The organism is Nocardia sp. NBC_01503 (genome assembly GCF_036327755.1).
Lineage (GTDB): Bacteria > Actinomycetota > Actinomycetes > Mycobacteriales > Mycobacteriaceae > Nocardia.
In genome coordinates this window covers 7,777,511-7,804,301 of the sequence record NZ_CP109596.1, presented here as the reverse complement: position 1 = coordinate 7,804,301, position 26,791 = coordinate 7,777,511, and the positions used below count along the sequence as shown (strand labels likewise).

General features: G+C 67.0%; 26 protein-coding genes. 18 read left to right on the top strand and 8 right to left on the bottom strand.

Annotation, left to right across the window (positions count from 1 at the left end; all coding sequences use genetic code 11):
• Positions 1-31 precede the first annotated feature (31 nt).
• The 3 genes from cmk to OHB26_RS36000 all read left to right on the top strand — a co-directional run bounded on the left by cmk (position 32) and on the right by OHB26_RS36000 (position 4,720).
• Positions 32-700 carry a (d)CMP kinase gene (cmk, locus tag OHB26_RS36010; RefSeq protein ID WP_330185881.1) on the top strand — a complete coding sequence of 223 codons (669 nt, stop codon included), beginning with the start codon at positions 32-34 and terminating at the stop codon, positions 698-700.
• Positions 697-2,112 carry a ribosome biogenesis GTPase Der gene (gene der, locus OHB26_RS36005; RefSeq protein ID WP_330181719.1) on the top strand — a complete coding sequence of 472 codons (1,416 nt, stop codon included), beginning with the start codon at positions 697-699 and terminating at the stop codon, positions 2,110-2,112. The genes cmk and der overlap by 4 nt, the downstream gene beginning before the upstream one ends.
• Before the next feature lie 190 nt (positions 2,113-2,302).
• Complete coding sequence (locus tag OHB26_RS36000) at positions 2,303-4,720, top strand: bifunctional serine/threonine-protein kinase/ABC transporter substrate-binding protein (protein ID WP_330181718.1); 2,418 nt, start codon at positions 2,303-2,305, stop codon at positions 4,718-4,720.
• 18 nt (positions 4,721-4,738) lie between these two features.
• Here the strand turns inward: OHB26_RS36000 and OHB26_RS35995 are convergent, their stop codons facing one another.
• On the bottom strand, positions 4,739-5,470 hold the full coding sequence (locus OHB26_RS35995) for a TetR/AcrR family transcriptional regulator (RefSeq protein ID WP_330181717.1): 732 nt from the start codon (positions 5,468-5,470) through the stop codon (positions 4,739-4,741).
• Positions 5,471-5,577: 107 nt separating this feature from the next.
• Between OHB26_RS35995 and OHB26_RS35990 the strand changes: the two genes are divergently transcribed.
• From OHB26_RS35990 to OHB26_RS35955, 8 genes are all read left to right on the top strand, one after another.
• A complete protein-coding gene (locus OHB26_RS35990) occupies positions 5,578-6,528 on the top strand; it encodes an ATP-binding cassette domain-containing protein (protein WP_330181716.1) in 951 nt (316 codons plus the stop codon).
• A 35-nt stretch (positions 6,529-6,563) separates the two neighbouring features.
• Entirely contained in the window at positions 6,564-7,292 is a 729-nt protein-coding gene (locus OHB26_RS35985; protein ID WP_330185880.1) for an ABC transporter permease, read from the top strand.
• A gap of 495 nt (positions 7,293-7,787) precedes the next feature.
• Complete coding sequence (locus OHB26_RS35980; protein ID WP_330181715.1) at positions 7,788-8,636, top strand: lysophospholipid acyltransferase family protein; 849 nt, start codon at positions 7,788-7,790, stop codon at positions 8,634-8,636.
• 210 nt (positions 8,637-8,846) lie between these two features.
• A complete protein-coding gene (locus tag OHB26_RS35975; RefSeq protein ID WP_330181714.1) occupies positions 8,847-9,416 on the top strand; it encodes a hypothetical protein in 570 nt (189 codons plus the stop codon).
• Entirely contained in the window at positions 9,413-10,546 is a 1,134-nt protein-coding gene (locus OHB26_RS35970) for a PrsW family intramembrane metalloprotease (RefSeq protein ID WP_330181713.1), read from the top strand. Before OHB26_RS35975 ends, OHB26_RS35970 begins: the two co-directional genes overlap by 4 nt.
• An 87-nt stretch (positions 10,547-10,633) precedes the next feature.
• A complete protein-coding gene (locus OHB26_RS35965; RefSeq protein WP_330181712.1) occupies positions 10,634-11,497 on the top strand; it encodes a GNAT family N-acetyltransferase in 864 nt (287 codons plus the stop codon).
• Between the two features lie 86 nt (positions 11,498-11,583).
• Complete coding sequence (locus OHB26_RS35960) at positions 11,584-12,906, top strand: cryptochrome/photolyase family protein (RefSeq protein ID WP_330181711.1); 1,323 nt, start codon at positions 11,584-11,586, stop codon at positions 12,904-12,906.
• Positions 12,907-12,959: 53 nt separating this feature from the next.
• Positions 12,960-13,256, top strand: coding sequence for a hypothetical protein (locus OHB26_RS35955; protein ID WP_330181710.1), 297 nt, complete (start codon positions 12,960-12,962; stop codon positions 13,254-13,256).
• Between the two features lie 3 nt (positions 13,257-13,259).
• Here the strand turns inward: OHB26_RS35955 and OHB26_RS35950 are convergent, their stop codons facing one another.
• Positions 13,260-14,132 (bottom strand): SDR family oxidoreductase, encoded by an 873-nt coding sequence (locus OHB26_RS35950; protein ID WP_330181709.1) that lies wholly within the window; start codon positions 14,130-14,132, stop codon positions 13,260-13,262.
• Positions 14,133-14,290: 158 nt separating this feature from the next.
• Between OHB26_RS35950 and OHB26_RS35945 the strand changes: the two genes are divergently transcribed.
• Positions 14,291-14,935, top strand: coding sequence for a pentapeptide repeat-containing protein (locus tag OHB26_RS35945; RefSeq protein WP_330181708.1), 645 nt, complete (start codon positions 14,291-14,293; stop codon positions 14,933-14,935).
• 4 nt (positions 14,936-14,939) lie between these two features.
• On the opposite strand, the gene OHB26_RS35940 is transcribed toward OHB26_RS35945, so the two are convergent.
• The gene (locus OHB26_RS35940) at positions 14,940-15,710 is read right to left on the bottom strand and encodes an SDR family NAD(P)-dependent oxidoreductase (RefSeq protein ID WP_330181707.1); all 771 of its coding nucleotides are present in this window, start codon (positions 15,708-15,710) and stop codon (positions 14,940-14,942) included.
• A gap of 120 nt (positions 15,711-15,830) precedes the next feature.
• A complete protein-coding gene (locus tag OHB26_RS35935) occupies positions 15,831-16,691 on the bottom strand; it encodes a LysR family transcriptional regulator (RefSeq protein ID WP_330181706.1) in 861 nt (286 codons plus the stop codon).
• 101 nt (positions 16,692-16,792) lie between these two features.
• Between OHB26_RS35935 and OHB26_RS35930 the strand changes: the two genes are divergently transcribed.
• On the top strand, positions 16,793-17,704 hold the full coding sequence (locus tag OHB26_RS35930) for an MBL fold metallo-hydrolase (RefSeq protein WP_330181705.1): 912 nt from the start codon (positions 16,793-16,795) through the stop codon (positions 17,702-17,704).
• Here the strand turns inward: OHB26_RS35930 and OHB26_RS35925 are convergent.
• The gene (locus tag OHB26_RS35925; protein ID WP_330181704.1) at positions 17,701-18,285 is read right to left on the bottom strand and encodes a helix-turn-helix domain-containing protein; all 585 of its coding nucleotides are present in this window, start codon (positions 18,283-18,285) and stop codon (positions 17,701-17,703) included. The two genes, OHB26_RS35930 and OHB26_RS35925, sit on opposite strands and share 4 nt — an antisense overlap.
• Positions 18,286-18,352: 67 nt before the next feature.
• Between OHB26_RS35925 and OHB26_RS35920 the strand changes: the two genes are divergently transcribed.
• Complete coding sequence (locus tag OHB26_RS35920; RefSeq protein ID WP_330181703.1) at positions 18,353-19,411, top strand: NAD(P)/FAD-dependent oxidoreductase; 1,059 nt, start codon at positions 18,353-18,355, stop codon at positions 19,409-19,411.
• Positions 19,412-19,555: 144 nt separating this feature from the next.
• Here OHB26_RS35920 and OHB26_RS35915 read toward each other — a convergent pair whose 3' ends face one another.
• Positions 19,556-20,326: an RNA polymerase sigma factor SigF gene (locus tag OHB26_RS35915; protein WP_330181702.1), complete on the bottom strand. Its 771-nt coding sequence runs from the start codon at positions 20,324-20,326 to the stop codon at positions 19,556-19,558.
• Between the two features lie 282 nt (positions 20,327-20,608).
• Between OHB26_RS35915 and OHB26_RS35910 the strand changes: the two genes are divergently transcribed.
• Positions 20,609-21,529 (top strand): DoxX family protein, encoded by a 921-nt coding sequence (locus tag OHB26_RS35910; RefSeq protein ID WP_330181701.1) that lies wholly within the window; start codon positions 20,609-20,611, stop codon positions 21,527-21,529.
• On the opposite strand, the gene OHB26_RS35905 is transcribed toward OHB26_RS35910, so the two are convergent.
• On the bottom strand, positions 21,507-22,415 hold the full coding sequence (locus OHB26_RS35905; RefSeq protein ID WP_330181700.1) for a LysR family transcriptional regulator: 909 nt from the start codon (positions 22,413-22,415) through the stop codon (positions 21,507-21,509). The two genes, OHB26_RS35910 and OHB26_RS35905, sit on opposite strands and share 23 nt — an antisense overlap.
• A 122-nt stretch (positions 22,416-22,537) precedes the next feature.
• On the opposite strand from OHB26_RS35905, the gene OHB26_RS35900 reads away from it, so the two are divergent.
• Positions 22,538-24,214 (top strand): CDGSH iron-sulfur domain-containing protein, encoded by a 1,677-nt coding sequence (locus OHB26_RS35900; protein WP_330181699.1) that lies wholly within the window; start codon positions 22,538-22,540, stop codon positions 24,212-24,214.
• A gap of 16 nt (positions 24,215-24,230) precedes the next feature.
• Here OHB26_RS35900 and OHB26_RS35895 read toward each other — a convergent pair whose 3' ends face one another.
• A complete protein-coding gene (locus tag OHB26_RS35895) occupies positions 24,231-24,803 on the bottom strand; it encodes a TetR/AcrR family transcriptional regulator (RefSeq protein ID WP_330181698.1) in 573 nt (190 codons plus the stop codon).
• Between the two features lie 92 nt (positions 24,804-24,895).
• Between OHB26_RS35895 and OHB26_RS35890 the strand changes: the two genes are divergently transcribed.
• Both OHB26_RS35890 and OHB26_RS35885 read left to right on the top strand, forming a co-directional pair.
• Entirely contained in the window at positions 24,896-26,110 is a 1,215-nt protein-coding gene (locus tag OHB26_RS35890; protein ID WP_330181697.1) for an alpha/beta hydrolase family protein, read from the top strand.
• 24 nt (positions 26,111-26,134) lie between these two features.
• A complete protein-coding gene (locus OHB26_RS35885) occupies positions 26,135-26,707 on the top strand; it encodes a TIGR03086 family metal-binding protein (RefSeq protein WP_330181696.1) in 573 nt (190 codons plus the stop codon).
• The last annotated feature ends 84 nt before the right edge of the window (positions 26,708-26,791 follow it).

The window sequence follows — 26,791 nt, the reverse complement described above, 5'->3', positions numbered from 1 at the left end:
GCTGACGGGTATCTCCCCGCTGGTGGTCGCCATGGACGGCCCGTCCGGCACCGGCAAGTCGAGCGTGTCGCGCAAGCTGGCGACGCGGCTGGAGGCGAGCTATCTCGATACCGGCGCCATGTATCGGGTGGCGACGCTGCGCGTACTGCGCAGCGGTGTCGATCTCGATGACGCCGACGCGATCGTGGCGGCGGTCAAGGAGTTGCCGCTGACCATCGGCACCGATCCGAGCCGCGAGGTGATTCTGCTCGACGGTGAGGATGTGTCGAGCGAGATCCGCGGCAATGCGGTGACCAAGGCCGTCTCCGCCGTGTCCGCGGTGCCCGAGGTGCGTGAGCAGCTCGTCGCCCTGCAGCGCGATATGGTGACCGCCGCGGGCCGAATTGTGGTGGAGGGCCGCGATATCGGCACCGTGGTGTTGCCCGCGGCCGATGTGAAGGTCTATCTGACCGCGTCCGCAGAGGCGCGGGCGCAGCGGCGCAATGCGCAGAACATCGCCGAGGGTCGCGGCGATGATTATCAGGCGGTGCTGGCCGATGTGCAGCGCCGCGACAATCTCGACTCCACCCGCAAGGTGTCGCCGCTGCGTCCCGCCGAGGACGCGGTGCTGGTCGACACCAGCGAGCTGAACAAGGACGAGGTTATCGACGAGCTGTTTCGCGTTGTGCGGCAGCAGATTTCGGCAGGAGGCGCGCAGTGACGCAGGACACCTTCGCCGGTGACGGCATCTGGTCGGACGAAACCGACTGGGATCTGGCCGAATTCGAGGGCGAGCAGGACGCCGAGCATGTGCCCATGCCGACGCTGGCCATTGTCGGCCGGCCGAACGTGGGTAAGTCGACGCTGGTGAACCGTATTCTGGGCCGCCGCGAAGCGGTGGTCGAGGATGTGCCGGGCGTGACCCGCGACCGCATCTCGTACGAGGCCACCTGGGCCGGACGTAAATTCCTGGTGCAGGACACCGGCGGTTGGGAACCCGACGCCAAGGGTCTGCAGCAGTCCGTGGCCCGGCAGGCCGAGATCGCCATGCAGACCGCGGACGCCATCGTGGTGGTGGTGGACGCGGTGGTCGGTGCGACCGCCACCGATGAAGCGGTGGCGAAGGTGTTGCGCCGCTCCAAGACCCCGGTGATCCTGGTCGCCAACAAGGTCGACAATCAGAAGCTGGAATCCGATGCGGCGGCGCTGTGGTCGCTGGGTCTGGGTGAGCCCAAACTGGTTTCGGCCGCGCACGGTCGTGGTACCGGTGATCTGCTGGACGATATTCTGGCCGTACTGCCCGAAACCCCGCGTGAGGGTGGCAATCTGCTCGGCGGCCCGCGTCGCGTGGCGCTGGTCGGCAAGCCGAATGTCGGCAAATCCAGTCTGATCAACAAGCTTTCGGGTGTGGAGCGCTCGGTGGTGCACGATGTCGCGGGCACCACCGTGGATCCGGTCGACTCGTTGGTCGAATTGGGCGGTAAGCCTTGGCGTTTCGTCGACACCGCCGGTCTGCGCCGCAAGGTGGCCAATGCCAGCGGCACCGAGTTCTACGCCTCGCTGCGCACCAAGTCGGCGGTCGAGGCCGCCGAGGTGGCGGTCATGCTCATCGACGCCTCGCAGCCGATCACCGAACAGGATCTGCGGGTCATCTCCATGGTGGCCGAGACCGGTCGCGCGCTGGTGATCGCCTACAACAAGTGGGATCTGGTCGACGAGGATCGCCGCGAACAGCTCGAGCGTGAGATCGATCGCGAAATGGTGCAGGTGCGCTGGGCGCAGCGGGTGAATATCTCCGCGCATACCGGTCGTGCGGTGCAGAAGCTGGTTCCGGCCATGGAGACCGCCCTCGAATCCTGGGATAAGCGCATCTCCACCGGCCGCCTGAACAATTGGCTCAAAGAGGTCGTGGCCGCGACGCCGCCGCCCATGCGTGGTGGCCGACTGCCCCGCGTCATGTTCGCCACCCAGGCGTCCACCCGGCCGCCGACGTTCGTGCTCTTCACCACGGGCTTCCTCGAGGCCGGCTACCGCCGGTTCATCGAGCGCAAGCTGCGTGAGGAGTTCGGCTTCGACGGTTCGCCGGTACAGGTGAATGTCCGCGTGCGCGAGAAGCGCGAGCGCAAGAAGTAGGTGTCCCGCACCCGATGAGCGGCCCCCGGCGAATTCGCCGGGGGCCGCTCGCGTATCGATCGGTGTGTGCCCCGAGCCCGGATGCGCGCGGTGCGCCGGGACCGCCCCGATACGTCCGCCGGATGCCCGCCCGGGACCGTCCGTGCGGTGTACCGTTCCAAGGGTTCCGTAGCTGCGAGGGGACCGGACGATGCGTGCGGGTGAGGTTTTCGCGGGGTACCAGGTCGAACGGCTGCTGGGCAGCGGCGGGATGGGTTCGGTGTATCTGGCCCGGCATCCGCGCCTGCCCCGGCTGGTCGCGCTGAAGGTGCTGAGCCCGGAGTTCGCGGGCGACACCGAGATTCGTGCCCGTTTCGAACGGGAAGCGGAGCTGATCGCCCGCCTGGATCATCCGAATATCGTCTCGGTCTCCGATCGCGGGGTGGAGGGCGGGCGATTGTGGATCGCCATGCAGTACATCGACGGCTCGGACGCCTCGGGGCTGACCCCGCCGGATCTGCGGCCCCCGCACGCGGTTCGCGTCGTCGCCGAGACCGCCAAGGCCCTCGACTACGCGCATTCCGTGGGTGTCCTGCATCGAGATGTGAAGCCCGCCAACATCATGCTGGCCCGTCCCACGCTCGGCCACGATGAACGGGTGCTGCTCACCGATTTCGGTATCGGCCGGCTGCGGGATGACACCGCGCATCTGACTCGCACCGGAACACTCACCGCCACACTGGCTTACGCGTCTCCGGAACAGCTCTCCGGTCATCCGCTGGACCAGCGCTCGGATCAGTACTCGCTGGCGTGCACCCTCTACTGGCTGCTCTCGGGGACTACTCCGTTCCAATCACTCACCGCCGCGGCGGTCATCGCGGGCCACCTGCATTTCGCGCCCGCGCCGGTGAGCTCGCGCCGGGGTGGCCTGCCCGCGGCGCTGGACGTCGTCTTCGGCCGTGCGCTGGCGAAGAACCCCGCCGACCGTTTCGACACCTGCCGCGATTTCGCCTCCGCCGCCACGCGCGCGCTGACGGGCTTGGCTCCGGCCCCCGGTTCCTCATCGCAGCCCGAAATCACCGCGCCCCCAACGCTTATCGATCCGGAGTTCGCGACGCCCACGCCGCTTCTCGCATCCGACTACTCCTTCACCCCCGCGCCGCGACCCGACTCGGGTCCGGGCTATCCGCACGCCCCGACTCCACCGGCGCGGAGTGATCCGCGCATCGCGGAGACGATGTTCGCCGGTGGTCCGCCGGACCGGATCCCGCCGCCGGGGGTGCCGCGACCGTCGGCCGATACCGCTGTGGCGCAGTCGAATACCCCGCCGCCGTCGAGCGCTCCCGCGAAAACGGCGGTGAAACGTGTGTTGCGGGGCCGGTGGATGGCGGCCGGGGCGGCGATGCTCGTGACGGTCCTACTCGCGGCGGCTGGAACCTTCTGGCTGACAAGGGATTCCAAGTCGCCCGGTGGGGATTCGGCGTCAACCGCCGGCGGTGGTTCCGCCGCACCCATCGAGCTGCCGATCAGCCCGGGCGGCGGTATTCAGCCGCTGACGCGAATCGACGGGCAGGGCAATAAGGTCGGGCCCGCGAACTCCGGTCTGGATCCCGCCGGGGATGGTCAGGCGAAATGTCCGCCGACGAGTGTGGCCATGGCGGGTGCGCTCACGGGGGCGAATTCGGTGCTGGGGCAGAATGTGCTCGGCGGTGTGAAGCTGGCCGTCGACCAGTTCACCCGGAACAATCCGGGCTGTGTGATCACCGTGAAGGAGTACGACACCACCGGGGATCCGCAGGTCGCGAACCGGATCGCGCCGACGATCGTCGCGGACCCCGCCATCGCCGCGCTGATCGGGCCGGTTCTCTCGGGTGAGACGTATGCGACCGGTAAGCAGTTCAGCGACGCCGGACTTCCCTTCCTGACCCCTTCGGCCACCAATATCGAACTGTCGCAGCGTAACTGGCGCACCTTCTTCCGCGGACTGGCCGGTGACGACTTCAGCGGTCCCGCCATCGGCCGATATCTGGCAGGACCGGCGGGTTTCGGTGGTGTCTGCGTGGTCTGGGAAGCCAGCGATTACGGCATCGGTCTGGGCAAGGCCGTCACCACGGGCCTGGGCGCCGCGGCCGACACCAACTGTTCCTTCGCCCTCGACCCGCACGGCGATATCGACGCGGCGGTCGCCAAGATCGCCACGGCGGGCCCCGACGCTGTCTTCTACGCGGGCTACTACACCGAATCGGGCCCCCTACTCGCGCGCCTGCGCGCGGCGGCGGTAACTGTCCCCTTCATCTCGGGTAGCGGCAGCGACGATCCGGGTTTCGTGGAACGCGCGGGCGCCGCTGCCACCGGCGCCACGCTGTCCTGTGCGTGCGGCCCCGCGACCGACACCGACTTCGCCACCGCCTATCAGGCACTCACCGGTACATCCCCGGGCGCCTACTCGGCAGAAGCCTACGACTTGACCGCGATAGTCCTGCAGGGCATAGCCGCCGGCCACACCACCCACCCCGCCCTGGTCGCCTACCTCAACGCCTACTCCGGCGATGGTCTGGCCCAAACCTACGGTTGGACCGCCACCGGCGAACCCGCCCGCCCTCACCTCTGGCTCTACCGGGTCGGCTGACCCGCGATCCTCGTCGGATCAGCGGGGGTACGTGCTGACATAGTGCTCGTAGCCGTCCAGGAGGCGGTCCAGGGCGAAGCCGAAATCGCCTTCCTCCCAATGCATATCGTCATCGTCGAAGGCTCGGTTGGTGATGGCGCTGGTGACGGCGGGGTAGCGGGCGGGGTCCAGGATCTGGGCGAGGATGCCGGTGTAGTCCGTATCGTCCTTGGCCTGTTTGATGGTGTCGCGCAGGAACCGGGCTCGGCTTACGACGAAGAAGGACAGGTTCGTCACGAGCTGTAGGCGCTGGGGTTCGGGGATCGGCAGGTCGGCGAGGGCGGCCATACCGGTCTCCAGCCAGTCCATATTGTTCGGGCCCAGCGGGGGACCGGTCATGGGGATGTCGAGCCACCAGTCGTGGACGCGGATGCTGCGGAATTCGGCCCAGGCCCACGCTTGGAGGTTGGCGCGCCAGCCCGCATCGGTGGTGAGCAGGGGTGGAGGACCGATGACGCGGTCCAGCAGGATGTCGACGAGGGTGTCCTTGCTGTCGACGTAGCGGTAGAGGGACATGGGGGTGAAGCCGAGCTCCTTGGCGATGCGGCCCATGGAGATGGCGGCGAAGCCCTCGGCATCGCCGATCTTGACGGCCGCCTCGACGATCTGGTCCAGGCTCATTCCGCGTTTGGGTCCGCGGGTGCCGGGATCGTCCAGGTTCCACAGCAGCTTGACCGACTTGGGCAGGACCCGTTCGTCGTGCCGATCCATTCGACCCTCCTGTTCTCGTGCTCCCTCATATCTTGCGGCATTCACGAAACTGTGTAACCTATACACAGAGTGTATGCCATATACAGTTTCTGATTCGGGGGTTCCCCATGACAACCACTCGCCAGCCCGCCATCGAGGTGGCCGGGTTGACCAAATCCTTCGGCGAACATCCGGTGCTCCGTGGCATCGACGTGAATGTTCCTGCGGGAACAGTCTTTTCACTGCTCGGGCCGAACGGCGCGGGTAAGACCACCATGGTCCGGATTCTCGCCACCCTCGGCGGGCTCGATGCCGGACAGGTGCGGGTCGGCGGTTTCGATCCCATCCGCCAGCCCGATGAGGTGCGCCGGATCATCGGCGTCACCGGCCAGTCCTCGGCCGTGGACCCGGTATTGACGGGGGAGGAGAACCTGCGCCTGGCGGGTCGCCTGCTGCATCTCGGCAGTGCGGAAACATCCAGGCGCACAACGCGATTGCTGAAGCAGTTCGATCTCGCCGAAGCGGCCCGCAAGCGCACCGGGTCCTACTCCGGCGGTATGGTGCGCCGACTGGATCTGGCCATGAGCCTGATGGGCGATCCGAGCATCATCTTCCTCGATGAGCCGACCACCGGCCTGGATCCACGCAGCCGCCGCGAATTATGGTCGGTGATAAGGGGTTTGGTGAGCGAGGGGGTCACGGTCTTCCTCACCACCCAGTATCTGGAGGAGGCGGATCAGCTCGCCGACCGCATCGCGGTCCTGGACGACGGCCGCATCGTGGCCGAGGGCACCGCGGGCGAGTTGAAGAAGCTCGCCCCCGGCGGTCACATTCGGATCGGATTCGCCGACGAACAGGGTTTGGCGGCGGCCGTCCGCGCGGTGCCGAGCGCGGAGGCCGATCTGGAGCAGCTTGTCCTGCAGGTCCCCTCGGATGGCAGTGTCGGCGATATCCGCAGGCTGCTGGAGCATTTCGACGATCACGATCTCGCCATCGGTCAATTGTCCATTCACACACCGGATCTCGATGATGTCTTCTTCGCCTTGACCGGCAATTCCTCGAAAGGCGCACAGCTGTGAGCACTCTGGTTCGCGCGGCCCAGGATTCGACAACCATGATGGGGCGCAGTTTCCGGCACACCCTGCGCAGCCCCGACACCATGCTGATGACCGTCGTCATCCCGCTCATGATCCTGTTGATGTTCGTCTACGTCTTCGGTGGCGCGTTCAATGTGGGCGGTAAGTACATCGACTATGTGGTGCCCGGAATCATCCTGCTCTGTGCGGGTTTCGGGGCGGGTGGTACCGCGGTGAGCGTCTCCACCGATATGCACAATGGCATTGTCGATCGTTTTCGCGCCATGGCGATCTCGCGTTCATCCCTGCTCACCGGGCATGTGGCCGAGAGCGTACTACGCAATATGATCACCACCGGATTGGTAATTCTGGTGGCGATCGCGCTGGGTTTCCGGCCCACCACGGATCCGCTGCGCTGGCTCGGCGTGCTCGGGTTGCTGGCGGTCTTCCTGCTGGCGCTGTCCTGGCTGGCCGCCGCGCTCGGCCTGCTCGCACCGAATCCGGAGGCGGCCAATGGATTCACCTTCGGCTTCATGTTCCTGCCGTATGTGAGTAGTGCCTTCGTGCCGGTGACCACCCTGCCCGGCTGGTTGCGCGGATTCGCCGAACATCAGCCCATCACCCCGATCACCGAGACCGTGCGCGGCTTGCTGATGGGCACACCGGTCGGGCATAACCCGGTGACGGCGCTGTTGTGGTGTGCCGGAATAGGTTTGGCGGGCTATCTGGCAGCGGGCGCGCTGTACCGCCGCCGCGGACTGAACTGAGTCCGAGCTCCATCGCGGGGATCCGGGCCATTCGGATCCCCGCGATATTCGTCTACGCCGATATGCGCATTAGAGCATGTATGTCCGGATCGTCGACCGAGGGGAAGCTCCTCGGCTGGGAGCCTATGCGCTCAGTTGCATTGCGCCGCAAGATCATCGCCGCGACGCCGGGAGTAAGAGCGGATAGGTATCTTAGGCAAACGCTCGCACTCGCGCTGGAATCACGCTGTGGATGTTGGGTTTCGCACACTTCCTAACAAGCAAATGCTTGGGTTGATAACCTCGGAAGGGCAGGAGGACGGTGACGGGCATCGGTCGCAACGCAGCGACACGCGCACTGCCAATCGGGACCGCGTAGGACGCGGCCGTCGGGACTATCAATGGGGATGTGGTCCGGGGGCAATTCATTTCGGCTCGGCGTCGAATGTGGACGCCAGGTGTGTGTCGTCGCGCGCCGCCGCCCGTCACCGGCAAGGCAATACGACAGGACATCCCATGAACAATGCACCGGTACTACCGAACCCGAATCACCCACTGCTTCCCGTGGCTCGGGCCTATACGAATTACTTCACGCCGAAGGTGATCGGCATCGAGAATCTACCGGCGGCGGGGCCGGCCCTGGTGATCGGTAATCACTCGTCGATCTATTGGGCTCCCGAGGTGTGGATCACCTTCATGGCGGCCATGGATCGCCGACCGAATGAGCCCACCTTCGGTGTGGCACACGAAATCCTTTTGCGCACACCGGGTCTGGGTGACAGCCTGCGGGAGTTCGGTGTGATTCCGGCCTCGCAGGAGGCGGCCACGGCCGGGCTCAAGGACGGCGGCGCGGTCATGGTCTACCCGGGTGGGGACTGGGAGGCATGCCGGCCGTGGACCGATCGTGGCAAGGTCGACTTCGCCGGGCGCAAGGGCTTCATCCGGCTGGCGCTCAAACTGGGTGTGCCGGTGATTCCGGCGGTCGCCAACGGCGGACATGATTCGATCTTCATTCTGAGTCGCGGTGAGCGCACCGCGCGCCTGCTGGGTCTGGATAAGCTGGTGCGCGCCAAGGTGTTTCCGTACACTGTCGGCCTGCCGTTCGGTGTCGCGCCGATTCTGCCGCAGATTCCACTGCCCTCGCATGTGGATGTGAGCTTCCTGCCGGCCCTGGACTGGTCCACTCAGCCGGGCGATCCGGAGGACGCGGAGCTGGTCGACCGCATCTACGACCAGACGGTCGGCGTCATGCAGACCGAGCTGGATCGTCTGCGGGCGGCGACCCCGAATCCGGTGGCGACCGGTCTGAAGAATCATGTGGCGGCGCTGCCCGGTCCGCTCTCGAGTCTGGCGAATCTGCTGTAACCGGTAGGTCTCGCGTACGTGGATGGCTCCCGGAGATGATTCCCGGGAGTCATTCCCCGTGACCTGCTCGCGGATTCACTGTGCCGGGACGGCACGGTCCGGGCGGCGTGCATCCCCGGTCGCACTCTGGATTTGTGGTTAACTCTCGGCTACCACATGCTGCCGGTCGCTCATCGCGAGCGTGCCGCACAGACCGGGAGGCTGGAAGACATGGCGCGCCTTGTGCATTCGGTGAGACCGGCGGTGGCGGCGGTGGCCGCGCTCGCCGTGATCATCGTGGTGCCACCGCTCGTGGACGCGGCGATACCCACCAGGGAGACACCGATTTCGGCGGGTACCGAAGTCACCCTCACGGCTACGGGAATCGGCGCGGTACACGGAACAGCCGATCCCTCGAACGGCGTCTCCTTCCAGGCACCCGAGGCCATGCGGCGCATTGCCACCGGCGATATCTCCACCGGAATCTTCGAATCCGATATCGGTGAACAGCGCCTGGGCGTCTCGGTGGTGGACGGCATCACCGACTTCGATACCGCCGCACCGCGTCTGCTGCTGCCACTGCGCGCTGCCGGTCGGGAGGTGCACTTCGACGGCAATGTCATCGATGCGGGTGCGTTCCACGGCGTGCTGTGCGTGCTGCCCGATACCGCGGGTGGTGTCTGCGCGGTGGCCAACTCCGGTGATATCGCGGTGACCATCACTGTCACCGGTCCGACCCGGGAGGCGGGCCGAGCGCTCATCCAGGCCGTGCTCGCGTCGAGTAGGGCGGTGCGGGTGTGAGTCGGCCGGGAGCGGGCGCGCCGATGGGGGCAATCGGTTCCGCGCCGATCGACGCGGGCCGGGGGAATTGGTTCCAGCCGAGGTCCGCGCTGTTCTGGGTGTACTGCGCGGCGGTGCTGGCGGGTCCGCTGGTGTTCCTGGCGCAGGCGGCGGGCATGGTTCGCTTCGGCGGGGCGCAGGCCATGGCGGCGCTGCCGATCACCGCGGCGACGCTGGTGTTCTTCGGCTGGGTGTTGTTCGCCCTGGATCCGTTTCGCGCGCGGCGGCGGTTGGTCGCGCCGATTGTGCTGGGTTTCCTCTGGGGTGCGTCGGTGTGGCCGGGTGTGGCGTTGTGGGCGAATGACCATGTGACGCATGCGGTGACGAATCTGGCGGGGGACTCCTTCGCCAGTAGCTGGCAGGCCGCGATCGCCGCGCCCATCGATGAGGAGTTCATCAAGGCGATCGGTATCGCGGTGGTGGCGGTGCTGTTCCGGTCGCGGTTGCGGCGGCCCATGGACGGTTTCCTGATCGGCGGGTTCGTCGGATTGGGTGCGCAGATCTCCGAGGATGTGCTGTACAGCGTGCAGACCGCACTGGCCGCGCCGCAGAATCCGGTGGCGGATGTGCTGATCGTGGCGCTGCTGCGGTTGGTGACGGCGTTGACCTCGCACTGGGCCATGTCCGCGTTGGCTGGTGTCGGCATTGTGGTGCTGTTGCTCCGGACCGATCGGTCGTGGGGTTGGCGGTGGGGGTTCTTCGCGCTCTTCTACGGCATGGCGGTGCTGATGCATTTCGTCTTCGACGCGCCGCGCCCGGGTGGTCCCGGCTGGTTGCTGATGTTCCTGCCGGTCATCATCGATCTGACGATTTTCGCGCTGGCCTACCGCTGGGTCCTGGGTGTCGAGCGAAAGTGGTTGCGCGCCAACATCTCTCAGCCCATCGCGCGCACTCTCGGTTCCGAGGCGCAGTTGGCTTCGCTGCTCACCCGGCGTAGTCGGCGGCGGGCGCGCGCCGGATTGCGTGCGGCCACGGGTATGGGTCGCCGCCAGGCCCGGCGCTATGAGCATGAGCTGATCGACCGGGTGGAGCTGCTCGCCGAGCCGCAACCGCAGCCGATATGGAACTACCAGCAAACACCGAGGAGGTAGTCGCATGATGCGTCGATGGATGGTCGAAGTCGATCCCGAGCGTGCCGATTACCTGCGACTTGGGTACCGAGCGCTAGCTTGTTCGGTATGAGTGAGGGCAAGTCGCTTCCGGATACGGCCGGTTCCGACCGCGCGCGCGAGCTGTTGGAGCGTCGACAGCAAGCATTGTGCAACTACCTGGAGGCCAGCGGTGATGTCGCGGGCACCCGTATTCGCGCCAACCTCACCGGGTGGCGGCGCTGGCTGCACCGCCTGCCCGGGGCCACCATCGCCAATGCCGCGGGCCGTCGCGATGCGCTGTTGCGCGAGCTCGCCCAGCACGGTGTCGGTGCGGAGGATCGGCGTTGGGGGGTGCTGTCCGGTGGTTATCTGCGCAGCCGGGGCGCCCCGATCGGGTTGGAGTTCACCCTCGCGGAGTTGATGTCCGAGTACGAGTCCACCGATCCGCACTGGGCGCGGCAGCTGCGCGTCATCGCCGATGCCGCCGAGCAGGTGCGCCCGCTGGCGGCGCTGGGGGATCGGGTGGCGGTCGCCGAACTCACCGAGCAACTGGTGGCGGTGACCCGGGCGGCGCCGGATGAGGCGGCGCGGCAACGACTCTCCGATCATCTGCCGGGGGTGCTGCGGCCACTGCCCGCCGATCTCGAATCCCTGCGCCGCAGTGACGATCTCGTCGATGTGGTCTTCGAGGTGTACGCGAACACCATCAAGCTGGACAACATCACGGTGAATCCGGAGCTGCGTGGTACCGGGCTGGGAAGTGCTGTGCTGCAACAGCTTTGCCGGGCGGCGGATGCGCATCACCTGACCATTGTCGGGCAGCTGGTGCCGACCTATCGTGATGACGATTCGGCGGTCCCGCTGCTGGCGGCGTGGTGCCGCAAACATGGTTTCGCGGTGAACGAGCGACTGGGCGGTCGTATCTCGCGGACCCCGGCCAGCATTTCCTGACCGGGCGGCGCGGTGGACGGCACCGTCCTCGCCTCGAATATCCTGCTGGCATCACTTGGGGTTGACCATGGCGAAGGGGCTTGTCGATGAGTGTCGCGATCGCGTTGTTCACCCGGGATCTGCGGGTCGGGGACAATCCGATATTGGCCGCGGCGGCGCGGGCGGATGCGGTGGTACCGCTGTTCGTTCTCGATGATCGGATTCTCGGCCGGACGGGATTGGGCGCCAATCGGATTCGGTTTCTGCTGGCGGCATTGAGCGAACTCGATACGGAGTTGCGGGGGCTGGGTGGGCGGTTGGTGCTGCGGCGCGGGGATGTGGCCGAGGAGGTGGCGCGGGTCGCGGCGCAGGTGGGGGCCGAGCGGGTGCATATCGCGGCGGATGTGAGCGGGTACAGCACGCTGCGGCTGCGGCGACTTCGGGAACGACTGGGGCAGAACAGGATTGAGGTTACCGAGCATTCCGGTTCGGTGAGTGTGGTCGATCCCGCCGATCTTCGACCGGCGACCGGGCGCGATCACTTCTCGATATTCACCCCGTATTTCCGGCGGTGGGTCGAGACGCCGTTGCGCGGTGCCGCGCCCCGGCCCTCGGCCTTGACGGTCCCCGAGGTGGACAGCATCGACATGCCCGCCCGGGCAGACCTATGCGCGGACGAGGGGTCCCCGCGGCTCGCGGTGGGTGGTGAGACGACCGGGCGAAAACTGCTGCGCGCCTGGCTCTCCGGCCCGGTCGCCGAGTACGAGGCGCGCAATGACGACCTCGGCGCGGACGCCACCTCGCACCTGGCCGCGTATCTGCATTTCGGCTGCCTCTCACCGACCGAGCTGGTGCGCCGCACCGACCTGTCCACCCCGGGCGGTCATGCCTTCGCCCGCCAACTCGCCTGGCGCGACTTCAACAATCAGCTGCTGGCCGCCCGCCCCGAGGTGGCGACCCAGGACTACCGCTCCCGACCGGCCCCGTGGCGTACCGACCCGCAGGCCGTAAAAGCCTGGTGCACAGGCAGAACCGGCTACCCCATCATCGATGCCGCCATGCGCCAACTGCTCGCCGAGGGCTGGATGCCCGGCCGCGCCCGTCTCGTGGCGGCCAGCTTCCTGAGCAAATCCCTCGGCATCGACTGGCGTATCGGCGCGGCGCACTTCACCCGCTGGCTGGCCGACGCCGATGTCGCCAACAACCAACTCAACTGGCAGTGGGCCGCGGGCACCGGTACCGACACCCGTCCCAACCGCACCCTCAACCCCCTGCGCCAGGCCGAACGCTACGACCCCGAAGGCAGCTATATCCACCGCTGGCTCCCCGAACTCGATGACCTCCCCGGCCCCGCCGCCCACAAGCCGTGGCGCTCACCCCTTCTCGCCCCCGACTACCCGCCCCCCATCATCGAATGCAAAGGCATGTGACGGGAACGGCGAAATGGGGGCGGGGTGCGGGTGCGGGCCATACGCTCGGGTGGGTGAAGACATTGTTGCAGGTTGTCGCGGGTCATCTGCCTCCCACCATTGCCGCTCGGGTGCGGGTGGCGGCGGCGAATCCGCTGTTGGACGGGGTGCAGATCGAGGAGGTGGTGGCGCCGCTGGCGCAGTTGAGCGAGGTACAGGTGACTGCTGTACGGGCGGCGCTGGCGGATTTCGAAGAGCCGTCGTTGCCACCGGTATTGCGGGATGAATTGGTTGTGTTGCAGCGGGATCCGTCGCCGGAGGCGCTGATCGCGGTGGTGCGGGATCTGCTCTCCGCTATTGCCGCGGTGTGAGGTTCACGCGCGGCCGATCAGGCGGTCCAGCACCTCGGGGTGGGTGTCGAGGTAGCGCTCGAAGTCGATGGGCGGGTGGCCGGTGACGGCCTCGACCGTGCTGGAGACATTCGCGAGTTCGCCGGTGGCGATGGCCTCGTAGGAGGTCACCCAGCCGGCGACCATCCAGTCGGGTGCGTGGTAGTGCGAACGGCTTTCGTACGCCTCGGGAATCGACTCCGGTTTATAGGTGATGGGCCGCCCGGTGTGGCGGCTGAGGATCTCGGCGACCTCGTCCAGGTCCAGCGCCCGCGGTCCGGTGACATCGCGGACCTGGTTGGGCAGTAGCCCCTCGTCCAGCAGCACCGCGGTGGCGACATCGGCGATGTCCTCGTGTGCCACCGCCGCGACCCGTCCGTCCCCGGCGGGACCGCTGATCACCCCGGTCTCGGGATCGGCGAGCGCGGGCAGATGCACCTGATAGTTGTTGTCCCGCAAGAACGTGAAGGGCAGTTCGGTCTGGCGGATCTGCTGTTCGGTGTACCAGTGATCGCGCGCGAAGGTGAAGGTGGCCTCGGGGGCCGCGCCCTGGAAGGAGATGTAGACGATGCGCCGCACACCCGCCGAGACGGCCGCCTCGATGGCGGTGGTGTGCTCGGCCACGCGCAGCTCGCTCTCCATGGCCGAGACCAGCAGTAGCGTCTCCACCCCGGTCACCGCCAGCTCGAACTTCGGCGCGTCGCCGTAGTTGGCGAATCGCACCTCGGCATCGGGCAGCGGCAGCTGTTTCGCGGGGCTGCGTGCGATCAATCGCAGGTCCGCTCCTGCGGCGGCGAGGCGCTGGGCGACCAGGGTGCCGAGCTTGCCGGTCGCTCCGGTGACACCGATTTTCGTCACGATCGAACCCTCCCGGTGCAGTGGGTGATCAAAATGCTGCCGTTTCGCAGCCTACGCCCGTGGGCGGCCGGACGGTTCCGGGCACCGACCGCGCCGGGGTGTCGGGGCGGTCGGCTACGGTCGCAGGACTTGTTGCCGAGCAGAGGTGAGGATCTTCGATGCCGCGGGATTTGGCCGATCTGTCGTTCGCGCGCTTTCTGGAAGCCCGCGAGGATCTCACGATGGAGGGCGAATACGATTGCGCGCTCTTCGAGGGCCTGCGACTCGAGGACGCCGAAGTGCGTGGCGCGCAGCTCACCGAATGCGCCATGACCGGCAGCACCATCTCCGGCGGCAGTATGCGGCACACCAGATTCAACGATGTGTGGATTCAGGGCACGCAGTGGATTCGCGCCGATCTCTCCGAAACCTCTTGGATGGATGCGGAATTGGTGATGAACGCCTGGTCGGGTGTGGAGGCGTTCGGTGCGCGCCTGCGCCGGGTCAAGTTCTACAACTGCAAATTCGATTCGGTGAACCTGCGCGGCGCGCACCTGAACGAGGTGCAGTTCGTGGATTGTGTACTGCGCCATCTGGATATCGGCGAGGCGAAGCTGACCTCGGTGAGTTTTCCCGGCACCGAGATCGAGGCGCTGTCCATGCGCAAGGCCACCCTGTCGAAGGTGGATCTGCGCTCGGCGCGGGCGATCGGCATCTTCGACGGGGTCGAATCCCTGCGTGGGGCGACGATCAACAGCTCACAGCTGATGGATCTGGCCCCGGTCTTCGCACACAATATCGGGCTGAACGTCTCCGATCGCTGAGCGATTACACCCCGTAGCCGCCGTCGATATCGAGCTTCTGCCCGCTGATGAAATCGGCGCGGTCCGAGGCCAGGAAGCACACCGCTTCGGCGATGTCCTCGGCATTTCCGAAGCGGCGCAACGGAATATTGGCGCGCGTGATGTCCAGGGCATGCTGATCGAGCTCACCGGAGCTGATGAGTCGATCGGCCATCCCGTCGGTGGTCATACCCGGTCCGACGCAGTTGGCGCGAATCCCGAAGCGGCCTTCCTCGGCGGCGATACCCCGAATCAGGGCTTCCACAGCGGCTTTCGGTCCGCTGGAGAGACCGTCGCGAATGGGGAAGCGCGCGGTCGCGGCGGTGGTGACGGCGACGATATTGCCGCCGGTCTCCCGCAGATACGGCAGCGCCGCATGCGCGGCATTGAAGAATCCGCTGGCATCGTCGATGAGCTGAGACTTGAACTCGGCCGGGGTGATTCGGCTCAGATGCCGCATCGGAATATGCGGTCCGGCCGCGTAGACCAGGGTGTGGATGCCGCCGAACTCGGCGGCGGTCTGCGCCATGACCTCGGCCGCGCGTTCGGCATCGGTGAGGTCGAGTCGCCAGGACAGTGCCCGCCGCCCCCGTTCCTTGGCGAGGGTGAGCAGCGGATCGAGTTTGCCCGCGGAGCGGAAGTAGGTCAGCCCCACATGGCTGCCGCGCTCGATGAGCATGCGCGCGGTGGCCAGGCCGAGCCCGCCGCTGGCTCCGAGTACGAGTGCGGCACCGGGCCGATGACCGAAGTCGTCCATCTACTTCCTTCGGTGCGGGTCGCGCGGGTGGGCGCGACGAATATGAACAGGTTGATAGCACCCTATTGGTAGTCCACCGAAGCAAAACAAGCAAGTGCTTGGTTTGGTGATGGCGGATGATCAGTGGGTTCGATACACCTCGGCCGCGATCCGCCGGAACGAGTCGATGAGCGGATTGCGATCGGTCCGCTGCCACGCCACCACCAGATTGCTGGGCGCGGCATCGCTGAGCGGAACCGCCCGCAAGCCGTCCGGCAGCGTGTGCACCAGCGGCGCCAGACCGACGGAGCCGTTCCACAGCACGGCCTGCATGCACTCGTGCACGGTGCGCACCACCGGGCCGTCGGTGCGCGCGCCCGCGGGTTGGGTCCAATACGCCCGCCAGATCGGATCGGTGCCCTCGGGCAGCTGGAACCAGTCGCGGTCCGCGATCTCCCGCACTTCGAGCCGCTCGCGCCCGGCGAGCGGATCATCCGCGCGCAGCACCACCCCGATCGGATCCGATCGGAGCGTATGCACCGCGATTCCCTTGTGCTCGAACGGGGTTCGAGTGAGCGCCACATCCGCGAGTCCGGTGCGCAGGCCCGCCGTGGGATCGGTGAAATCGAACTCCCGGATGCGCACCCGAATTCCGGGGTGGGCGCGCCGGAACTCCGAAACCAGCCGCGCGCCGGCTTGTTCGGCACTGTCGCCCAGGGTGCCGAGGGTGAGTGTGGCCGATCCGGCGATGGCGAGCACCCGGGCGCGCGCCTGCTCCGCCTGGGCCAGTAGGGCGCGTGCTTCGTCGTGGAGCGCGGATCCGGCGGCGGTGAGGGTGACCCCGCCGGGTGCACGGTGCAGGAGTTCGCAGCCGAGATCGGCTTCGAGTTGCCGGATGGCGCGGCTCAGCGGCGGCTGCGACATGTGCAGGCGGGCGGCGGCCCGGCCGAAGTGCAATTCGTCGGCGACCGCCACGAAATAGCGCAGCGTGCGTAAGTCCATCAGCGGCAACGATACCCGCAGGGTATGGGCCGAACGGTATGGGTCTTGGACGCCGCCGGTCGCCGCGACTGGACTGAGGAGACATAGGACAGGAGTGGACAATGACCGCAGCAGTGACACCGGAGCAGCCGATTCCGGACCCGGTGGTGCAGGTCGCGCAGGCGCGCGAGGTCGCCCGCGATCTGGTGGTGATTCCGAATCGGGGAGTGCAGCTGGTTCCCAATATCGGTGTGATCGGCGGGCGGGAGGCGGTGCTCGTCGTCGATACCGGGATTGGGCCGGGTAATGCCGGGCAGGTGCTGAACTTCGCGATCGAGTACGCGGCGGGCCGTCAATTGTATTTGACGACAACGCATTTCCATCCCGAGCACGCATTCGGTGCGGAGGTCTTCGCGGGATCGGCGACCTATCTGATCAATCGCGCGCAGGCGCTGGATCTGGAGCGCAAAGGCCCGGCCTACCTCGAAATGTTCAGGGGCCTGGGAGATTCGGTGGCGCGGCGATTGGAGGGTGTGCGGCTGGCGACACCGGATATCGTCTACGACAGTACCCACGACCTGGACCTGGGCGGCCGCCGGGTGCGACTGCGGGCCACCGGTCGCGGGCACAGCCTCGGTGATCAGGTGGTCGAAATACCGGACGTGGAAGTGCTTTTCACCGGCGATCTGGTGGAGGCGGGTCAGTTCGCCATCTTCCCGTGGTTCCCGCCGTACGACACCGATGTCTCCGGAATCCATTGGCTCGCGGTCATGGAACGCCTCATTGCCGAACGGCCGGGCATCGTGGTCCCCGGGCACGGTGAAGTCGGCGATACGCGACTGCTCGGCGATGTCCGCGACTATTTGCGGCTACTGCGTGACGAGACCTGGATACGCCGCGATTCCGCGGCGAGCGAGCAGACCGTCGTCGATGAGGTGCGCGCGATAATGCTCGCGCGACACCCGGATTGGGTCGGGCGGGAGTGGATCGAGCAGGGTGTCGGCTGCCTCTGCGCCGAACATTCGCACGCTTAATCCTTCGGCTTCGGCCGGGCGCGCAGATGCGCTCGTTCGCCCTGTTTGCCGAAGAGGCTCAGGAATTCGACCGATTCCGGACCGGCCGCGCCGAACCAGTGCGGTTCGCGAGTGTCGAACTCCGCCGCCTCACCCGGCTGCATGATGAAATCGTGGTCGCCGAGCACCACCCGTAGTCGACCGTTCAGGACGTACATCCATTCGTAGCCCTCATGGGTCTGCGGGTCGGGTTCGCGCCGCGTTCCGCCGGGGATGACCAGCTTGTACGCCTGAATGCCGCCGGCCCGCCGGGTGAGCGGCACCATGGTCATCGCGCCGCGGCTGACCGGTCGCATATGGATGCGCGGATCCCCGGTGGGTGGTGCGCCCACGAGTTCGTCGAGGGTGACCCCGTGCGCCTTGGCCAGGGGCAAGAGCAGTTCGAGGGTGGGCCGCCGCGCCCCGGACTCCAGCCGGGACAGGGTGCTGACCGAGATTCCGGTGCTCGCGGAGAGCTCGGCGAGCGTGGCCTCACGCTTGCGGCGCAGGTCGCGCAGGCGCGGGCCGACCGCGTCGAGGGCCTGATCGAGTTCGCTGTCCATGCTCCGAGTTTGCCGTATCGGCAAATAACCTTGCCGGATTTGTGGATCTTCTCGCATGGTCGATGACATGCGGAACAAGGAGGTCATAGTGGCGGATCAGCTGGCGGACGGCTACGACGCGGTGGTGATCGGCGGCGGCGCGGCCGGTTTGAACGGCGCGCTCATGCTGGCGCGGGCCCGGCGCTCGGTACTGGTGATCGATGCGGGCGAACCCCGCAATGCTCCGGCCGAGGGCGTGCACGGACTGCTGGCGCGGGAGGGAATGGCACCCGCGGAGCTGGTGGCGCGCGGCCGCGAGGAGGTGCGCGGCTACGGCGGGCAGGTCGTCTCCGGCATGGTGGTCAACGCGACGCGGGATGCGGACACCCCTGCCGGTGGCGAGCGGGAGCACGCCGCGCGCGATGGTGGCACGCACGCCGGCGGTACCGGCGCGGAGAGCGCCATCGGTTTCACGGTCGAGCTGGCGGACGGCCGTAGCGTGCGCGCACGGCGGCTGCTGGTGACCACCGGGCTCGTCGATGAGCTGCCGAATATCGAAGGGCTGCGGGAGCGTTGGGGTCACGATGTGATCCACTGCCCGTACTGCCACGGCTGGGAGGTGCGCGATCAGGCCATCGGCATTCTGGGCAGCGGCCCGATGTCGGTGCATCAGGCACTGCTGTTCCGGCAGTGGAGCCCGGATATCACCTACTTCGCGCACAGCGTCGCACCCACCGCGGAGCAGGCGGAACAGCTTGCGGCGCGCGGGATTTCGGTGGTGACCGGTGCTGTGAAGGCCCTCGAGATCGCCGATGACAAGATCGTCGGCGTCCGCCTCGAAGACGGAACGGTCGTCCCGCGTTCGGCCGTGGCAGTGGCCTCACGCATGGTGGCCCGCGCGAATTTCCTTGCGGCCCTTGATCTGAAGCCCGCGGATCACCCCTCCGGCATGGGTGAGCACATCCCCGCCGATCCGACCGGCCGCACCGATGCCCCCGGCATCTGGGTGGCGGGCAATGTCACCGATCTCTCCGCCCAGGTCGGCGCGGCCGCCGCGGCCGGTGCCACCGCCGGTGCGATGATCAACTTCGACCTGGTGAACGAGGAGACCGCCGCGGCCGTGGCGGCCTACCGCGCTCGCACCTGATCAAGTTCCGCGAGGTATGCGTCGAGGCGCGCGAAGGTCGCCTCAGGCTGCTCCCACTGCGGCAGATGCCCTGCCTCGTCGATGATTTCGAGGCGGGTATGCCGTTCCAGCCGGGATGGATGGGCTGCTGGAGTGCGTGGGTGGTCAGTCGGCGAGGGCGTCGGCACGCAGTTGATTGAGGGTTTTGGACAGGATGCGCGAGACGTGCATCTGTGAGATGCCGAGGTGGTCGGCGATCTGCTTCTGGGTCTGGCATTCGAAGAAGCGCATGGTGAGGATGTCACGCTCGCGGTCCTCGAGCTGAATCAGATGCGGGCGTACCGCCATTCGCTGTTCGATGAGTTCGAAATCGGGATCGTCGGAACCGAGGGTCTCGGCGGGGGACAGCGGTGTGTTCTCACCGTCGTCACTGGTGTAGGCATCGAGCGAGCTGGCTTGATAGGCATTGGAGGCCACCAGCGCCTGGGTGATCTCGAGGAGGTCGACATCGAGTTCGACGGCGATCTCGCGCGCCTTGGGCATGCGCCCGAGGCGCTGTGCCAATCGTTCGACGGCGCCGCCGATCTGGAGTTGAATCTCCTTGGTGCGCCGTGGAACTCGCACCGACCAGGTGTAGTCGCGGAAGTGCCGGCGTACCTCGCCCATGACGGTGGGTACCGCGAAGGACAGGAAGGTCGAGCCGCGGGAGACGTCGAACCGATCCACGGCCTGAACCAGTCCCACGCGCGCCACCTGTTGTAGATCGTCGAATCCCTCACCGCGCCCGGCGAATCTGCGCGCGATGTGATCGGCCAGCGGTAGGCAACGCTCGATAATGCGCTCCCGCAAGCAGTTTCGTTTGGGGTCGAGCTTCTCGTCGGCGACGGCGAGCTCCTTGAAGGCAGCCTCGATATTGTCGTAGCTGTTTTCGGTCATCGGTCAAACTCCGACTCCGGCTGATCGCGCCACGACCTCCCGGGGGAAGTCCGGCTGCGCCGCGCGTCTTAGCGTTTCGCAGTGGCGAAATCAGCTGTCGCACCACCGGCCGGCCGCATATGAGCGGACCTCCCGGGATCGGCTGTTCTATCAACCTGCTGCAGGGGTACCCAATCGCACCGTTGCCAAACCGAGACGTGTGAAACGTGGACACTGCGGGGTTTACCGACCGCCGTTCCGGCTACAGCCGGAGTATCGGCGACCAGGAAGGACCTCCTCATTATGTTGATGCGACGACTCGCCCGCCCACTGCTCGCGACGGCGTTCATAGCCGAGGGATTGGACACCCTCGCCAACCCACAGCACCGCACCAAGGCTGCCGCCGATCGGGTGCAGCAGGCCAAGCGAGTGTTGCCCGATCGCTACGCGGATCGGTTTCCCGAACCCGAGCGTGCGGTGCGGATCAATGCCATGGTGCAGGTGGGCGGCGGCGCGCTGCTCGCTTTCGGTCGCGTGCCGCGCCTGGCCGCCGGTCTACTCGCCGCCACGGTGATCCCGGCGACCATCACCGAACAGGACTTCTGGGCCGAAACCGATCCGGCGCTGAAGTCCGCCAAACGGCTGGCCTTTCTGAAGGATCTGAGCCTGCTCGGTGGTCTGCTCATCGCCGCGGGCGACAAAGGTGGCCGCGGAACGCCCGCGTGGCATGAGTTCGCGGAGCGGGCCGCCGCCGGGACCGCCGAATTGGCCGATTCGGCGCAGACCAAGGGTTCCCATCTGGCCGAGCTCGCGCAGGATCGTGGGTCGCATCTGGCCGAGCTCGCGCAGGACCGTGGTTCGCATCTGGCCGAGCTCGCCCAGCATCGGGGCGCGCACCTGGCCGATGTCGCGAAGGATCGCGGTGCGCATTTGGCCGAGGTGGCGCGCGATCGCGGCGGGGAGCTCTCCGAGGTCGTGAAGGATCGCGGTGCGGTGCTGTCGGAGGTGGTCAAGGACAAGGGTGCGGCGCTGTCCGAGGTGGCCAGGGACCGGGGCGCGGTGCTGGCGGAGGTGGTGCGCGATCGCGGCTCGGAGCTGGCGGAAGTGGTCAAGGATCGCGGCGCCGATCTGGGCGAGGTGGTCAAGGATCGCGGCGCCGAACTCGCCGACGAGGTCAAGGAGCGTGACGGTCGTCGGCGGGTCAGGTCCGGTTGGCGCGCTTGAGTTCTGCCCGGACCAGACCGTGTGCGGCGGTGTCGAAGGCGCGGATGCGGGCGGTCTCATCGCAGGCGCGCCAGGTGAAACCCCATCGCATGGGCGGGGTCCCGGTGATCGGCAGGAAGGCGATATCGGGTCGCTGATAGAAGCGATTCACCTGGGCGCCGCAGATGAACGCGCCCTCACCCGCACCGATCGAGGCCAGCACCTCCTGGAAGGTGTGCACCAGTCTGCCGCGCGGTATGGGTCGTCCCGCGGGGGTGTGCGTCGGGAGGTGGTCCCGCACCCAGGACTGCGGGACGGATTCGGGCACGTCCAGCAGTGTCACCGCGGCCAGATCCTCGAGCTCGACGGTCTGCCGGGTGGCCAGCGGATGCCCGGCGGAGACGGCCAGTACTCGCGGTTCGGTAATGAGCGCGGGTCCGTGCACCAGCGCCGGATCATCGATCGGACGGCTCACCAGCACCATATCGAAACCCGTTGTGAACCAGCTCAATCCGTCGGTCAGTTGGGCATCGCGAATGGAGATTTCGGTCTCGGGGTGTTCGGCGCGGAACAGGGCGGCGGTGGCGTGGCAGAGTTGTCCGGCGGCCGCGCCGATGAATCCGACGGTCAGGGTGCCCTCGAAACCACGGCCCGCTCCGACGGCCCGGCGAATACCCCGCTGGATCTGTTCATGACCCGGCCGCAGATCGCTGAGCAGCCGCTCGCCGATTCGGGTCAGGACCACCCGGCGGGTGGTGCGCTCGAACAGCTGCGCGCCGATGCGCCGTTCCAACTGTGTGATGGTCTGGCTGACCCGGCTGGGGGAGACGTGCAATTGTTCGGCGGCGCGCCCGAAGTGCAGATGTTCGGCCACCGCGAGGAATCCCTCGATTTCGTAGAGCTCCATGGACCTTCGCTCGTTTCCTGAGTGGAACTACGTAAGCGTTGAGCGAACGGTCATTGTTCCCGGGGCTTTCGATGGGCATCCTTCGAAGTGGATATCCACTCGTCCTCGAGGGAAGGCACGCCTTGACCACCGCCACCCGGCACGAACTCCGAACATTGCTGGCGCGCGCCCGGCGTCTCGATGGTGAACTCGTCGAGGGAGCGGCTCCGCTGCGCGATAGCGTAATCCGTCCGCTGGCCGCTGTCGTGGACGAAACAGGCTCCGCCGCAGGCGAATCCGAGTCAGGCGCGCCGGAGCAGCGGTTGTGGGAGCTGGCCAAGGATGCCACCCGGCTGCGCGCCGACTGCGATCTGCCCGAACTGCGGGAGGCGGTGGCCGCGCTACAGCATCTGGCGTGTGTCTTCGCCTCGGACGAAGAGACTTTGGCCGCGCGTATCGCCGAACTCACAGCGATCCAAGGTGTTTCGCCGACGCATATCGAGGTCTCGCCGGACGGGCCGTATCTGCTCACCAATCCCGAACAACTCACCAACTGGCTCGGTGAACCCATTCGCACCTTCCCGCAGATGGCGCTGTGCCGCTGTGGCGCTTCGGAGATGAAGCCGCTGTGCGATGGCAGCCACGCTCGTATCGGCTTCAGCGGCGCCAAGGATCCCGAGCGGGCGCCGGATCGGCTCGACACCTATCGCGGGACGGGGGTGACGGTCACCGACAATCGGGGTCTCTGCGCGCATTCGGGATTCTGCACCGACCGGGTGCCGACCGCCTTCCGCGCCACCCGGGAACCGTTCGTCGCACCCAGCGGCGCGCGCGCCGACGAGATCGCAGCGGCGGTACGGGCCTGCCCGTCCGGTGCGCTCGGGAGCCCGGATGTGCTGCTGCCGCAGCGTGATCCGGCCGTCGAGGTGTCGAAGGACGGGCCGTATCGAGTCACCGGCGGGGTGCCCCTCGATGGTGATACCGGTCGCGAACACTACAGCCTGTGCCGATGCGGGCAATCGCGTAACAAGCCGTTCTGCAGCGGAATGCACTACTACGTGGGCTTCCAGGATCCGCCGATGTCGCAGGAGCCGAGCCTGTTCGAATGGGCGGGTGGACTGCCCGCGCTCACCCGAATGACCAAGATCTTCTACGGCAAGTACGTGGCCGATGACGATCTGCTGGCCCCGCTCTTCGCCCGCATGTCACCCGATCATCCGGAGCGGGTGGCGGCCTGGCTGTCCGAAACCTTCGGCGGGCCGATGCTTTACACCGAGCAGTACGGCGGTTACGACCATATGGTCGCCGAGCACGCCGGTAAGGGGCTGACCGAGGAGTGGCGGGCGCGCTGGGCGCAGCTCATCTCGCGTGCCGCCGATGACGCGGGCCTGCCGCGTGATCCGGAGTTCCGGGCCGCCTTCGCCGCCTATGTGGAGTGGGGTTCGCGTATCGCGGTGGAGAACTCCCAGCCCGGTGCGAATCCGCCCCCGCATATGCCGGTGCCGCGCTGGTGGTGGGTGTGCAATGCCACGCCGGGCTCGAGGATCTCGGCGCTCGCGCCGAAAACCGAAGAGGCCGTGACGCTTCCGGCCGCCGATGCACCGCTCGGCTTCGCCGCGCACATCAAACCGCTGTTCCGCGAGATGGACCGCAAGTCCATGAGTTTCGTCTTCGACCTGTGGTCACACGAGGATGTGACCCGGCATGCCGACGGGATTCTCACCCGCCTGCGGCAGGGCTCGATGCCGTGCGACGGCGCCTGGCCCGCCGATCACGTGGATGCCTTCGAGCGCTGGCTCGAGGATGGCTGCCCGGCCTGAGTGCTGTCGTGGTACATCAGGATTGGTCGATCAGCCGATCTACCAGTTCATCGGTGTAAGCGTCGGTGAGCGGGCCCAGGCCGAAAAGGGTCCGCACATAGATCGGGGCCAGGATATGGTCCACGATATGCATCGGATCGGGGGCCCGCTCACCGCGCGCCACCGCCCGGTCGACCATGGCCCGTAGCTGGTCGAAACGTGCTGTGAGGAACTGGTTCCGGGCCTGCTCACCGGTCTCCCCGGCATTGGACAGCGCCATGGCCAGTCGCAGCACCCCCAGTCCGGCCGGGCCGGACACATCGGCCGCGACCTTGCTCGCGAATCCGCGCAGATCGGCCCGCAGACTCCCGGAATCCGGGATCGGGGAATGCTCGGTGAGCCAGGTGATCGCCGCATCCGCGCTGAGCGCCTCGAGGTTTCCCCACCGGCGATAGATGCTGGTATCGGCCACTCCGGCCCGTGCGGCCACCTCGCCCACGGTGAAGTTCCCGTACCCGCGCTCGGCGACGAGTTCGGCCACGGCCTGATGCACCGCCGTGCGCACCCGGGCGCTGCGCCCGCCGGGCCGTCGGGTCTTCTCCGTTTCCATGTCCCTACTCTAACGCAGTTGGTGGTTGCGTTTATCGCGGCATGCCTCTACCGTTTTCATTAACGCCGTTAGCAACTGCTTTAGGAGCGATAATGCAACCGATCTTCTTCCCCGATGACCCGCAGTTCTGGTTCGAGACGCTGCGCACCTTCGGTCACATCACCTACGGCGGCGCAGATTTCGGTGAGGCCGTCGTGACCACTCAGCGCATTACCGCCGGCGATTACGACAGCTGGCATGACGAATGGCGGGCCACCGCCGATCGTGTTGCGGCGCAGGCGCGTTCGTCTCTGTCCGGTGGCCACCGCGTCAGTGCCCGGGACGGTTTCCTGCGTGCCTCGAACTACTACCGCAACGCCGAATTCTTCCTGCACGGCGATCTCGCCGACCCGCGCATCATGGCGGCCTACGACGCCCAGGTCGAATGCTTCCGCGCGGCGGCGGAACTGGCCGATGCCCCCATCGAGCCGGTCGAAATCCCTTATGAGGGAACGACATTGCCCGGCTATCTGTATCGAGTCGACGATTCCGGGGTGCCCCGCCCGACCGTATTGATGTGCAACGGTTTCGATGGCTCCGCCGAGGAAATGTATTTCGGCGGAGCGGCGGCCGCGGTGGAACGCGGCTACAACGTGCTGGTCTTCGACGGTCCGGGCCAGCCCGGCGCCCGGCACCGGCGCGGCCTGTTCTTCCGCCCCGACTGGGAGCATGTGGTGGGCCCCGTCATCGATTTCGCCCGCATCCTTCCCGACGTCGATCCGGCGCGTATCGCCCTGCTGGGCAACAGCATGGGCGGTGTGCTGACCCCGCGCGCCGCCGCCTTCGAACCACGCATCGCGGCCCTGATCACCCTGGACGGCATCTACGACCTCGGCACCATCGCCACCGCCGGCATTCCGGGTGATCGCGCCGAGATCGAACGCCGCCTGCGCGCGGACTCCGATCCGGAGCTCGATGCCCTGCTCGAGGGCGCCGCCCAGGAGAGTCCTATGCTGCGCTGGGCAATCGCCCAGGGCTGCTTCACCTTCGGCGTCGCCACCGCCCGCGAATTCTGCGCCGCCTACCTCGACTACCACGTCCGCGACGGCATCGCCGAGCGAATCACCTGCCCCACCCTGGTCTGCGAGGGCGCCGAGGACGGTTTCTTCAAGGGCCAGCCCGAGCTCCTCTACGCCCACCTGACCTGCCCCAAAACCCTGCTGTCCTTCACCGAAGCCGAAGGCGCCGATGCGCACTGCCAATCGGGCGCCCAGCGCCTGGCCTTCGCCCGCATCTACGACTGGCTCGACGACACCTTCGCCGCCTGATCACAAAAAGCCTTGGAGTACAACATGATCACGCTCATCGACCGCATCGACGCGGCAATCACCACGACCGGCGGCATAGTGGACTCGATCCCCGTGGCCGCACTCTCCGCCCGCACGCCCTGTGCGGGGTGGGATGTCCGAACCGAACTCAACCACCTGGTGGGCGGTATGCGCATCTTCGCCGCCGAACTGACCGGGATCGACGCGGGTGGTGAACACGAATCCGATTGGCTGACAACCGATCACCACGTCGCCTATCGCACCGCGGCAGCCCTCGACCGCGCCGCCTGGCAGCGGCCGGACGCGCTGGCCACGAATGTGCGCCTCGGCTTCGGCACGGTGCCCGGCACCACCGCGGCTCTCATCCATCTGACCGAGGTCCTGGTCCACGGCATCGATCTCGCGGTCGCCGCCGGTCACGAGGATCTCATCGATCAGCGGGCAGCCGCCGAACTCCTGGAGATCATGCGCGGCATGGATTTCGACGCCTTCCGGCAGCCGGGCATGTTCGGTCCGGACGTCTCCGTGCCCGCTGCCGCCCCCGCCCACCGGCGACTACTGGCATTCACCGGGCGCTCGGCGCTCGGTGCCGATTGACGCCACTTCGAGCGGGTAGCCTGTGCTTGGAATCTTCGCCCGAATTGTCCGTACAGGCACGCCGCAAGCGTGAGGAGCTCGGTG

Excerpts from the sequence above, each read along its gene's own strand:
- cmk (WP_330185881.1), top strand. The coding sequence starts at position 32 with ATGGACGGCCCGTCCGGCACCGGCAAGTCGAGCGTGTCGCGCAAGCTG.
- OHB26_RS36000 (WP_330181718.1), top strand. The coding sequence starts at position 2,303 with ATGCGTGCGGGTGAGGTTTTCGCGGGGTACCAGGTCGAACGGCTGCTG.
- OHB26_RS35995 (WP_330181717.1), bottom strand. The coding sequence starts at position 5,470 with ATGGATCGGCACGACGAACGGGTCCTGCCCAAGTCGGTCAAGCTGCTG.
- OHB26_RS35990 (WP_330181716.1), top strand. The coding sequence starts at position 5,578 with ATGACAACCACTCGCCAGCCCGCCATCGAGGTGGCCGGGTTGACCAAA.
- OHB26_RS35985 (WP_330185880.1), top strand. The coding sequence starts at position 6,564 with ATGATGGGGCGCAGTTTCCGGCACACCCTGCGCAGCCCCGACACCATG.
- OHB26_RS35980 (WP_330181715.1), top strand. The coding sequence starts at position 7,788 with ATGAACAATGCACCGGTACTACCGAACCCGAATCACCCACTGCTTCCC.
- OHB26_RS35975 (WP_330181714.1), top strand. The coding sequence starts at position 8,847 with ATGGCGCGCCTTGTGCATTCGGTGAGACCGGCGGTGGCGGCGGTGGCC.
- OHB26_RS35965 (WP_330181712.1), top strand. The coding sequence starts at position 10,634 with ATGAGTGAGGGCAAGTCGCTTCCGGATACGGCCGGTTCCGACCGCGCG.
- OHB26_RS35960 (WP_330181711.1), top strand. The coding sequence starts at position 11,584 with ATGAGTGTCGCGATCGCGTTGTTCACCCGGGATCTGCGGGTCGGGGAC.
- OHB26_RS35945 (WP_330181708.1), top strand. The coding sequence starts at position 14,291 with ATGCCGCGGGATTTGGCCGATCTGTCGTTCGCGCGCTTTCTGGAAGCC.
- OHB26_RS35940 (WP_330181707.1), bottom strand. The coding sequence starts at position 15,710 with ATGGACGACTTCGGTCATCGGCCCGGTGCCGCACTCGTACTCGGAGCC.
- OHB26_RS35935 (WP_330181706.1), bottom strand. The coding sequence starts at position 16,691 with ATGGACTTACGCACGCTGCGCTATTTCGTGGCGGTCGCCGACGAATTG.
- OHB26_RS35930 (WP_330181705.1), top strand. The coding sequence starts at position 16,793 with ATGACCGCAGCAGTGACACCGGAGCAGCCGATTCCGGACCCGGTGGTG.
- OHB26_RS35925 (WP_330181704.1), bottom strand. The coding sequence starts at position 18,285 with ATGGACAGCGAACTCGATCAGGCCCTCGACGCGGTCGGCCCGCGCCTG.
- OHB26_RS35920 (WP_330181703.1), top strand. The coding sequence starts at position 18,353 with ATGCGGAACAAGGAGGTCATAGTGGCGGATCAGCTGGCGGACGGCTAC.
- OHB26_RS35915 (WP_330181702.1), bottom strand. The coding sequence starts at position 20,326 with ATGACCGAAAACAGCTACGACAATATCGAGGCTGCCTTCAAGGAGCTC.
- OHB26_RS35910 (WP_330181701.1), top strand. The coding sequence starts at position 20,609 with ATGTTGATGCGACGACTCGCCCGCCCACTGCTCGCGACGGCGTTCATA.
- OHB26_RS35905 (WP_330181700.1), bottom strand. The coding sequence starts at position 22,415 with ATGGAGCTCTACGAAATCGAGGGATTCCTCGCGGTGGCCGAACATCTG.
- OHB26_RS35895 (WP_330181698.1), bottom strand. The coding sequence starts at position 24,803 with ATGGAAACGGAGAAGACCCGACGGCCCGGCGGGCGCAGCGCCCGGGTG.
- OHB26_RS35890 (WP_330181697.1), top strand. The coding sequence starts at position 24,896 with ATGCAACCGATCTTCTTCCCCGATGACCCGCAGTTCTGGTTCGAGACG.
- OHB26_RS35885 (WP_330181696.1), top strand. The coding sequence starts at position 26,135 with ATGATCACGCTCATCGACCGCATCGACGCGGCAATCACCACGACCGGC.